The organism is Desulforapulum autotrophicum HRM2, from assembly GCF_000020365.1.
Classification (GTDB): Bacteria; Desulfobacterota; Desulfobacteria; order Desulfobacterales; family Desulfobacteraceae; genus Desulforapulum; species Desulforapulum autotrophicum.
The window spans coordinates 58,496-68,709 of the sequence record NC_012109.1 but is presented as its reverse complement, the minus strand read 5'-3'; the positions used below and the strand labels follow the sequence as shown (position 1 = coordinate 68,709).

10 protein-coding genes are annotated in these 10,214 nt (G+C 42.1%); 9 read left to right on the top strand and 1 reads right to left on the bottom strand.

Going from position 1 to position 10,214, the window contains the following annotated elements; all coding sequences use genetic code 11:
* Positions 1 to 127: 127 nt before the first annotated feature.
* Positions 128 to 1,105, top strand: a complete 978-nt coding sequence (locus HRM2_RS27285; protein WP_012663359.1) for a hypothetical protein — start codon at positions 128 to 130, stop codon at positions 1,103 to 1,105.
* A 110-nt stretch (positions 1,106 to 1,215) separates the two neighbouring features.
* Here the strand turns inward: HRM2_RS27285 and HRM2_RS28420 are convergent, their stop codons facing one another.
* On the bottom strand, positions 1,216 to 1,290 hold the full coding sequence (locus HRM2_RS28420) for a DUF4113 domain-containing protein (protein WP_408605361.1): 75 nt from the start codon (positions 1,288 to 1,290) through the stop codon (positions 1,216 to 1,218).
* A gap of 91 nt (positions 1,291 to 1,381) precedes the next feature.
* On the opposite strand from HRM2_RS28420, the gene HRM2_RS24790 reads away from it, so the two are divergent.
* The 8 genes from HRM2_RS24790 to HRM2_RS24755 all read left to right on the top strand — a co-directional run bounded on the left by HRM2_RS24790 (position 1,382) and on the right by HRM2_RS24755 (position 9,796).
* Positions 1,382 to 2,212 carry a metallophosphoesterase family protein gene (locus HRM2_RS24790; RefSeq protein WP_012663358.1) on the top strand — a complete coding sequence of 277 codons (831 nt, stop codon included), beginning with the start codon at positions 1,382 to 1,384 and terminating at the stop codon, positions 2,210 to 2,212.
* 522 nt (positions 2,213 to 2,734) lie between these two features.
* Positions 2,735 to 3,748: a hypothetical protein gene (locus HRM2_RS24785; RefSeq protein WP_041274335.1), complete on the top strand. Its 1,014-nt coding sequence runs from the start codon at positions 2,735 to 2,737 to the stop codon at positions 3,746 to 3,748.
* 472 nt (positions 3,749 to 4,220) lie between these two features.
* Complete coding sequence (locus HRM2_RS24780) at positions 4,221 to 5,093, top strand: exonuclease domain-containing protein (protein ID WP_012663356.1); 873 nt, start codon at positions 4,221 to 4,223, stop codon at positions 5,091 to 5,093.
* 141 nt (positions 5,094 to 5,234) lie between these two features.
* Complete coding sequence (gene lnu(F) / locus HRM2_RS24775) at positions 5,235 to 6,056, top strand: lincosamide nucleotidyltransferase Lnu(F) (protein WP_012663355.1); 822 nt, start codon at positions 5,235 to 5,237, stop codon at positions 6,054 to 6,056.
* A gap of 252 nt (positions 6,057 to 6,308) precedes the next feature.
* On the top strand, positions 6,309 to 6,953 hold the full coding sequence (locus tag HRM2_RS24770) for a hypothetical protein (RefSeq protein WP_012663354.1): 645 nt from the start codon (positions 6,309 to 6,311) through the stop codon (positions 6,951 to 6,953).
* Positions 6,954 to 7,571: 618 nt separating this feature from the next.
* Complete coding sequence (locus tag HRM2_RS24765; RefSeq protein WP_012663353.1) at positions 7,572 to 7,970, top strand: hypothetical protein; 399 nt, start codon at positions 7,572 to 7,574, stop codon at positions 7,968 to 7,970.
* A gap of 9 nt (positions 7,971 to 7,979) precedes the next feature.
* Entirely contained in the window at positions 7,980 to 8,480 is a 501-nt protein-coding gene (locus HRM2_RS24760; protein ID WP_012663352.1) for a TIR domain-containing protein, read from the top strand.
* A gap of 170 nt (positions 8,481 to 8,650) precedes the next feature.
* A complete protein-coding gene (locus HRM2_RS24755; protein ID WP_012663351.1) occupies positions 8,651 to 9,796 on the top strand; it encodes a HEAT repeat domain-containing protein in 1,146 nt (381 codons plus the stop codon).
* Positions 9,797 to 10,214 lie beyond the last annotated feature (418 nt).

Here is a 10,214-nt window from a genome sequence, read left to right as displayed (position 1 = left end):
CCGTGAAGACTGATTTTTAATTTGACAACTATTCTGAAAAGGATTATGGTTAACTATAAGTTAACGGTTATTTTGGTTAACCTATTGAAATTATAGGTTTGAAGGTTAACCAATAAAAGGAGACGATATGGCAAAAGAAACGTTGGGACTCAAACTTGATTCGCAAATAGTGTCAAAATTTAAGGAATTACAGAATACAGCTGGTGGGACTGCTCAAGATTTTGTTGAAATGCTTTTAGCTACTCATATTCAAACTCAGATCGATGAGGATACCGCCTCCCCTATATATAAGGAACAAATTAAGGTTCGGCAGGCCTTCGCCCAGGCGGAGAGGGTTGCGAATGCTTTTCTTGAGTTATCTGCGGCCGATAAAATAGCAGCAGAAGAGCAAGCAAGGGATGCCATAAAAGCGGCCCAAGAAAAAGTTGTGGAATTGAATGCCAATATTAAAATGGATGCTGAGCAGATTAAAAACCTCCAAGAGGAGAATAAGGCTCTATTTAAACAGATTGCAGGACTTGAAGAAACTGCTGAAAGCCTTGCCGTTGTTAAGCAAGGGTTTGAAGATCAAAGAAACGCACTGGAAACCAAAGTTGCCGACCTTACCGAAAAACTTGCCGGAGTATCTGATGAAAACATAGCTTTTCGGAAAACCATTGATACCCTGAAAGAAGAACTGCAGAAGGTTTCCAACGAATACGAGAAAGCTAAAACAGACTATCAAATTTCCTTGAAAGACCTCGAGCTTGATTGCCAGAATCGTATTCATGGCCTGGAATCCAAGCTGAACAAGGATTGTGAAATAAAAATTCAAAAACAACTATCTGGTACAAAACAGGAAATCGAACAATTGCGGGTTGAATATGAAGAAAAAGTCAAGACCGCTGTTCAGGGGCAAAAAGAAATTGCTGATAGTCGTATTGCGGAGATCCAAAGCCAGTTGACCCTTGCAATACAGAAAACCGATCAACTACGAATTGAACATGAGGAAAAAATCAAAGCAGCCGTTGAAGCTGAAAGGGTGTCTGCTGACGATAGGTTGAACAAAATTATGGGAATGTTTTCCCTTGCTTCTGAGAAGAGTAACAAATCAGTGAAAGAATAGTTTATCAAACACCCAACATTCACTTTTAAAATGAAATGCTCTGTATCCCAAGTAAAATATCGGCTGCTTTCTCCACATGTGAGGATACTGCATAGAATAGGGGGTTAGGGTTACTGAACACTCAAAAGCTGATTCCAGTCGGTTGTATAGGCAGGAGAAAAATGATTGCAGCGTCCCTTCCAGATTGCACAGATAGATCAGATAAAGGGTGGAATACCATTTGAGGACGCCGTTGCAATGGGATTAATTGAAGAATAAGGGTCACACATAAGAAATATGAAGATTCTCTACACATCTGACTTACATGGAAAATCCTGGAAGTACGATCAGTTGCAAATTGAGGCTCAAAAACATTGTGTAGCCATGGTTATCAACGGTGGAGATATGTTGCCGGTCGGGAAAAGTCTGTTTGACCAGGACAAGTTCATTGTTGGCTATCTGCAGGATCACTTGAAGAGCTTCGACAAGATTGGCGTGCATTATCTTTGCTTTCCGGGTAATGACGACTTAATAGCCTTTGATCCACTATTTAACGAGGTTTGCCAAAAGTATGAGTTGGTCCATAATATTGCTCAACAAAAAACTTCAATCAACAACTTTGAATTTATTGGCATCAACTGGGTTCCAGATTATCCATTTCGATTGAAAGACCGATGCCGAGTGGATAATCAAAAATTTGTTTTTGAAAGACAATTCGGGTCTGCCCTGCTATCAATCTTGTCTGGCTGGAAAAAGATAGAGCACTGGCAAACTTATGCTCAAAGTTTACCAACCATTGAAGAAGAACTAAAAAATCTTCCTTTACCGGACTCCATGGAGAAGGCCATCTATGTTATCCATGCTCCACCTGCTTTTGTAGGTCTGGATGTTTGCACCAATGGGAAACAAGTAGGCTCCAAAGCTGTTTATGATTTTTTAGAACGATATCAACCATTGATGAGCCTCCACGGTCATATCCATGAATCTCCTGAGATGTCGGGTCTCTGGAAAGCAACCATTGGGGAAACTATCTGTATTCAGCCAGGGCAACTAAATCCGTTCACCTATGTGGTGATAGACACAGAGACTATGGATATTAAAAAATATGACGTCAATGCAACCTACTGAAACTATTATCTAATGATTTAATTACAAGGGTTAAATTTCAGATGATAGAAAGCCTTGGCTGGCAAGGGTTTTAAATCGAATGCTTAGTTTTGACATAAACTAAGCATTCGATAGAAAAAAGCAGGGGTTTTAATCTTGTGGAGCTCATGATCCAAACGTTGATCAGCAAATGGAAGTATTAAGTATTCTGTTTAAATTGTTGATCATCGGTTGTGTTATGAATAATGCAAGAATTGATGACTCTTGGCTGCGGTGAAAATCCATAAAATATCCGTTAAAATTGAGTTACAGACGGTCAATTAAAATATTTTCCAACCACAACATCTTGTGCCGGGGGAATATCCGAAAAACAGAGCCTTATGAATACAAGTCCTCGCTTTTAGGTGCAGGGCCTAACCCCGGACTTATACCATAAGTGATCGGTCAACTATATATCAAAATGATTTTTAATGGCTTTACACGACTTTGAAATCATGACATGTTGCTGTTTATAAAGGAATTATACGGATTCGGATAACAAGCATGATATCCAGGTCCGCTCATTATCTTGTTGGGTATATAAGAATCAAACCTAACGACCCAACCACCAATGATTGTGAAAGAATTGAGCGTTTAATGCAAATATCGAAATCTTTTCTCAAAATACATTCTCCCGCCGATCTTATCGGGCTTCCCCCTGGTGATTACTTTATTCATGAATTCCCAGGAGACATGGAGGCTGGAAATTCTTTGAGGGTAACTCTTAATGGAATAAAGAAAAAGCTCATTAACTTCGATGGTGAGAAAGTAAAACCGAACAAGCAGCCGAAACAACCAGAAAAAAATACGAGACACACTGAAATAACCCTTAAGTTCTCATACAAATTAAAAGCTATAAAACTTTTTCTGGACATGAACTCTCAAATAATTTTTGTTTTTGGGAAAAGAGACTCACCAATAGACTTGCGACCAGAAATTCTTAAACCATCTGAAGCCCACATCATTACTTATTACAAGAAGAAAACTAAGAAAAAAATTTTAAACGCTTGTTACTTCGGAGCAGGACATCCAGTAGCAGACATGCACCGAGCTATGGCAAATTGCGATGTTTTATTAGCTGCAGACACAAATTATAAAAAGGTTCCCCGAAAAGGGATAGTTGCTGCAACTACTGCCCTCGAAGCCACGCTCAATATTGTTACCGACGAGGCTTGCCACTTTCAGTCAGGGCCAATGCGCCAGATAATTGAGATAAATCCTCCTGGCAACCCTGAATTGTTTGGAATTGGCAAAGTTATGTACCATTTTTGTGAAACAAATCCAGATCATAATGACAAGTCTATCGGTATTATTACCGACACAGATTTCGAATTGATTAAAGGTATTAATCAAAGAACTATTCCATTCTTTGAAACAATGTTTCTTCCTAAAAATGTGACGCTATTTTATGCAACGAGTGATAGCGGTTCAGCTGAATTTATGGCAAATAAGTTAATTAGGGAATGTGACAAGGCCAGTACAGAATATCTAAATAAATATCTGGCAACAATCGAATAATAGGCCCAACAAGGCTCTTTCAGCCGACGCAAAAAGCCGCGCGGCTGATTAGCGGCGTTGAATGGACATCCGGGAGCGGGCTGGACAATTGTCCGATTTTATGCTACCGCTGAAGCGTTGCTTCGCAGCCGCATAACTGCGTTATGACGGACAAAGCGAAGCAACACTTCAGCGGCAGTTAAGGTGAATTATCCACCCCACTTACCCGGGCCTATCAACAAGCCACTGCACATGGACAAGCCAGTGAGTTAAACATTGAATGGACATCCGGGAGCGGGCTGGACAATTGTCCGATTTTATGCTACCGCTGAAGCGTTGCTTCGCAGCCGCATAACTGCGTTATGACGGACAAAGCGAAGCAACACTTCAGCGGCAGTTAAGGTGAATTATCCACCCCACTTACCCGGGCCTATCAACAAGCCACTGCACATGGACAAGCCAGTGAGTTAAACATTAGGCATAAGGATCGAGCATGGAATTTGTATCTATTGACGTTGAAACTGCAAACCCAGATATGGCCTCAATTTGTCAGATTGGTATAGCTTGCTTCAATAATGGCCAGCTTGAGCGTGAATGGTCATCCCTTGTAAATCCTAGAGACTACTTTGATCCAATCAATGTGAGCGTACATGGAATTAACGAGACGAGTGTTTCATCTGCGCCTTCATTTGAAGAAATCTATCATGAGATTAGGTCTCTGTTGTCAGGGAAAATATGCGTTAGCCATACGCACTTCGATCGAATTTCTATGGATAAAGCCATCCGAAAGCATTCGCTCGACCCCATCGATGTTGTATGGCTCGATTCAGCGCGTATTGCTCGGCGTGCCTGGGAGGAGTGCGCCTGGAAGGGTTACGGACTTGCCAACGTTTGCAAAATAATCGGATTTGAGTTTAAGCATCATGACGCTCTTGAGGATGCCAAGGCATGCGGCGCAATCGTTCACGCTGCTGTCGAGAAGGCTGGGCTAACGCTCGAAGGGTGGCTGACACGGGTTGGGCAGCCAATATCTGGATTATCCTCATCGGGTGGAAAAGTTGCTTTGGAGGGGAATCCAGAGGGTGAGCTATACGGCCAATCCGTCGTATTCACTGGGGCGCTTTCAATTCCGCGTAAAGATGCTGCCGCTATGGCGGCGAGTATTGGGTGCTCAGTAGCCCCAACGGTTAGCAAGAAAATTGACTATTTGGTAGTTGGTGATCAAGATGCATCAAGACTTGCAGGCAAAGATAAAAGCTCAAAACATATCAAGGCGGAAAAGCTCATAGCTAGCGGTGTTCAAATCAGAATTTTGAAAGAAAGTGACTTCAAAGAACTGGTAGATGGTGCGGCTAGAAATGCCTAACAAACACATTAAGTACGCTCACTTCGTTCGCCCGACGTTCGTTCCTCACGCGGCTTATGTGAAGCGTTGTGCTTACGAAAAAAACAAAAATCTGCGTATACCTTTCCTCATAATCTGTGGCTTCAATAAAAGGATATTTCTATGCTTCAACTGAAAATGATAGAACTCTTCAAGGAAGGTTGTCATGAGGATGCACGAATAATCGCGACATTGATGTTCGGCTCATTTGCTATCGGAGAGGGTGACGAGTTCTCTGATATCGAATTCGCAGTGTTCATCCAGGATGACCATTTTGAAAATTTCGATCAGCGCTCGTGGCTTAATGCCGTAAGTCCGGTTGCTGCTTACTTTCCGGACGACTTCGGCCACCACACCGCACTTTTTGAAAACGGCATTCGCGGTGAATTCCATTTCATGCGAAAATCGGACATACCGGTCATTTCCACTTGGCAAGGCTATGGGTGGTTTCCCTCGCTTGAGGCGGCTGTTTTGTTGGACCGATCAGGAGAGTTGTCAAGGTATGCAAGCGCTCTCGTGGGCGATCCCCCGATACGTGAAGGCGCGCCGCTGGTGGAAGGGCTTGTGTTGAACCTCATCAGCCTGATGCTCTTTGGGGCCAATCTTTTAAATCGGGGAGAGTACGCTCGCGCCTGGGCTTTGCTCAGCAAAGCACATGAAAACCTACTCAAGCTGGTTCGACTCCACGAAGGGGCAACAGACCACTGGCCGACACCTTCACGCGCGCTCGAAAAGGATATCTCGGAGGACTCGTATAATCGCTATCTGGCATGCACAAGCAGTGCAGAACCAAGAGCACTATGTGCAGCCTATCATCAAACGTGGACGTGGAGTCTCGAATTGTTCAAGAGCGTGACAGAACCTCTGAATATCGAGCTTCCGAGAACTGTAATTGCGCAGGCAAAAAGGTTGCTCAATGAGTCTGCGACGCCGCACAACAAGTAAATCCAGCGGACGCATAAAAACGCGCCGCTGATTTTGACGTTGAATGGACATCCGGGAGCGGGCTGGACAATTGTCCGATTTTATGCTACCGCTGAAGCGTTGCTTCGCAGCCGCATAACTGCGTTATGACGGACAAAGCGAAGCAACACTTCAGCGGCAGTTAAGGTGAATTATCCACCCCACTTACCCGGGCCTATCAACAAGCCACTGCACATGGACAAGCCAGTGAGTTAAACATTCGGCTGGAATAATATGGCACACAATGTAAGACTGAAATCAAATGATCCTAACTCCGGTGAAGCTTCTGAGATAAGCATTGCATTTACAGAAGATGAAATGGGGAAACTACAGTTGTATCTTAATTCCGTCATTGAACTTCATACGACAAGATTTGTAAAAAATGGTTCAGGAGTAAACCTAAATTTCAAATGGGATAAAGATGTAGGTATTACATGGTCGGTGAAGATGCCTCATGATGATGACTTGTTCGGTTTTCTTCATCGATTACGCCCCCTCATATTAGAAAAAGAACCGTATAACTTTCAGAAAATACGCAAAATGATCGAAAGAAAACTTAAAAACTCAATACCTCCAATTCTGCCATTCCTTCTCGATCTATTTTCAGGAAAATTAATGCAAAGACAGAAGGTAATGAAATCAAATGATCAAATTATTAATTCAGAAAAAATGCTCTTTACTTGGCTAAATGCTCATGAATATCATCGAGATCAAGACAAGCAAGAATTTCTTGAGGAGCTTCATAAAATCATGCCCTTAGAGTGGTCGCGAGGTGTTTTCGTTAACCTGCTAATTGACAAAGCAAAAGCAATTTTTCAATTAGCAGACTTTGTAAAACTCATCTTGGGTGAACAAGAGTCAATCACTATTCAACTATAAAAAATATGTGTATTCCTCATGTAATTATAAAATAATATTAGCTTGTTAAATGGCCGAACAAGGGCAATTAACACAGACGCCTCATATCATGCGGTTTTCATTGCCGGGGCTTCTTAGAAGATGGCCGGTTTGCTAAAATTTAACCACTAAATCGGCGCTGGTTATTGCCGGCGTTGAATGGACATCCGGGAGCGGGCTGGACAATTGTCCGATTTTATGCTACCGCTGAAGCGTTGCTTCGCAGCCGCATAACTGCGTTATGACGGACAAAGCGAAGCAACACTTCAGCGGCAGTTAAGGTGAATTATCCACCCCACTTACCCGGGCCTATCAACAAGCCACTGCACATGGACAAGCCAGTGAGTTAAACATTGAATGGACATCCGGGAGCGGGCTGGACAATTGTCCGATTTTATGCTACCGCTGAAGCGTTGCTTCGCAGCCGCATAACTGCGTTATGACGGACAAAGCGAAGCAACACTTCAGCGGCAGTTAAGGTGAATTATCCACCCCACTTACCCGGGCCTATCAACAAGCCACTGCACATGGACAAGCCAGTGAGTTAAACATTAGGTGAGTAGCGCTACTTTTTATTTAATACCTGCATTTGAGGATTTTATGGATAGAAAATTAAAGCATTTAGAATTCATTCAAGGGGTGATAAACCGGCTTTCAACAAATTCTTTTCTGCTTAAAGGATGGAGTGTTGTGCTCGTGTCTGCGCTATTTGCCTTATCAGCGAATAACTCCAATGTGAAATTTATTTTTTTGGCGTATTTTCCTGCTATTGCCTTTTGGGCGCTTGACGGCTATTTCCTTTCATTGGAACGTGCATATCGAAAACTTTATGAAAAGGTGCGCATATTAGAGGCGGAGAACATCGATTTTTCAATGGACACTCGTGAGGCTCATAGCGGTTTTATTGAATGGAGTTCTGCATTTATTTCGAAAACATTAATTGTTTTCCATGGGGCACTAATCACTGCAGTAATAATTGTTATGTTAATCCAAATATGAGGGGGTATTATGGCTCGAAAATGCTTTTATAGCTTTCATTACATTCCCGATTGCCAACGAGCTGCACAAATCCGGCAGATTGGTTCAATCGAGGGAAACAGACCAGCTTCTGATAATGATTGGGAGACAGTAACAAAGGGCGGTGAAGCCGCAATTAAGCGCTGGATTGCAAATCAAATGACCGGCAAATCATGCACTGTTATATTGGTCGGCAGCGGTACCGCAAATAGGAAATGGATAAATCACGAGATAGTTGAATCATGGACAGCTGGAATGGGAGTGGTGGGCATTTATATTCACGGGATTAAGAACCTTGCTGGAGAAACTTCAACAAAAGGAAATAATCCATTTGACTATATTACTCATGGAACAACCCAAAAAAAACTTTCAACCATTGTAAAGTGCTATAATCCCGGTGGTTCTACCAGTAAAGAAAAGTATGCGTGGATTTCTCAGCATTTGGCAAATGCCGTCGAGGAAGCAATAAAAATTAGGAAGGAAAACCCATAGTAGATAGAATTTTAAATCACCTAACCCTTAAATTCAGCGGACACAAAAAGCCGCGCCGCTGATTAATTCGTTCGGCGGCGAAACACAAGGAAACGCAACTGATGAATTTACTGTGAGAGTGTGGGTTCTACCTAAATTTATCCAGCAAGGGGAGCTACAATAAAAAAACCATGATAAACAAATCATTTTACACCCAACGAAAAATCAAACTCATAATCTCAATTTTCCTTTGTGTAACTGCAATTTCAACAACTACTGGTTGTCACCAATGGTACACTGCTTACGAAATTAATAAAGGACAACTGAGATCTAGGGAAATACTGCCAAACCTAATTCAAGCTCTCGATGACCCTAAACCACGAACACGACGGGCTGCTCTACAGCGTATCTCAAGGCTCAAACTCTCAGCTCAAGAAGCAATTCCAAAGGTCGTAATTTTGGCAAAAACAGATGATGATGAAGATACTCGGCATTATGCAATAAAAGTTCTAAGGTTAATTATGCCGAATTCCCCTGAAAATTTAAAAATAATGGAAGATGTAGCAATTTGCAACTCCGGCGACTTGGCCATTGAAGCAGAAAACACATCAAATTCTATCAAAAGAAAAAGTTCAGCTAACAAATTGGCAATTGCCGGTAAAATTAACATGCCAGATGGTATAGAGATTAAACTAACTCCAGAATTCATATTTTTTAATGGCTACGTCACTATTTATCCCTCACGTTCGGCATATATGCTACCCATAGAGATATATATAAACAACCAAACAGATGCCCCTATCAAGCTAAACTCTGAAAACTTTACCCTTTCAGATCCTGAGGGGAAACAAAGAACACAGCTTTCAGTTACCGCTGCCATAAAAAGGCAACAGTATGATATCGGTGCTGCAGTTTTACGGGGGATTGTAATTTTAGGGCCTATTCCGGTATCGAAAGCAGCACGTGCTAACGGTATTATTAGTAAATTTTGCGAAGCAAAAGTATTGACAACCATAGAAGTTCAACCAGGAGCGCAGGTCAAAAAAGCTATATTCTTTGATTGCCCTTCACGCCCTATACAAATATCTGACTGGCAGCTTGATTTTAGCTATACTCAAAAAGATTGTAATAAAAGAACTCACATTCATTACATCTTTGGAACAGGGGAAGAAATAACCACTGAAGATACCACATCTCAACCTCACTTAACCAATCATTCACCTTCACCTACCACCCTCGAAATAAAATTGCTGGAACTGAATCATCTAAAAGAAAAAAAGCTGATAACCGAAGAAGAATACATCGAAAAACGAGAATCTTTGATTAATAAGTTTTAAACGGTGTTAACATTAAAAATTTGCTAAAAATGGGAATAATTCAATTGCATTACATCACAAACGCAATATAAAGACTGGAGATACAAGGCCGAACCAATCGCTAAACCTGGTGCGACCTGAAGTCACTGATATTATTGTTAACTAATGCAATTTAACCTGCCGTATCACCGGCAGTTTCTTACCCCGGCATGCATTACTGGTAACGGTTTTGTATGAAGCCCGGGGGACAATGAAGCCCGGGGGACAATGAAGCCCGGGGGACAATGAAGCCCTTGGTCGAAAGACCTGGAGAGCAAGTCTTGAGGCAAGCTCAACTCTGGCAGCATCAAGCCGGTTGGGAGCTAAGAATGATGGTATGCGTAACACATGTGAACTGTTGATAAACGCCGTGAGCGTTAAAAGGCCAAAGATGCTGACA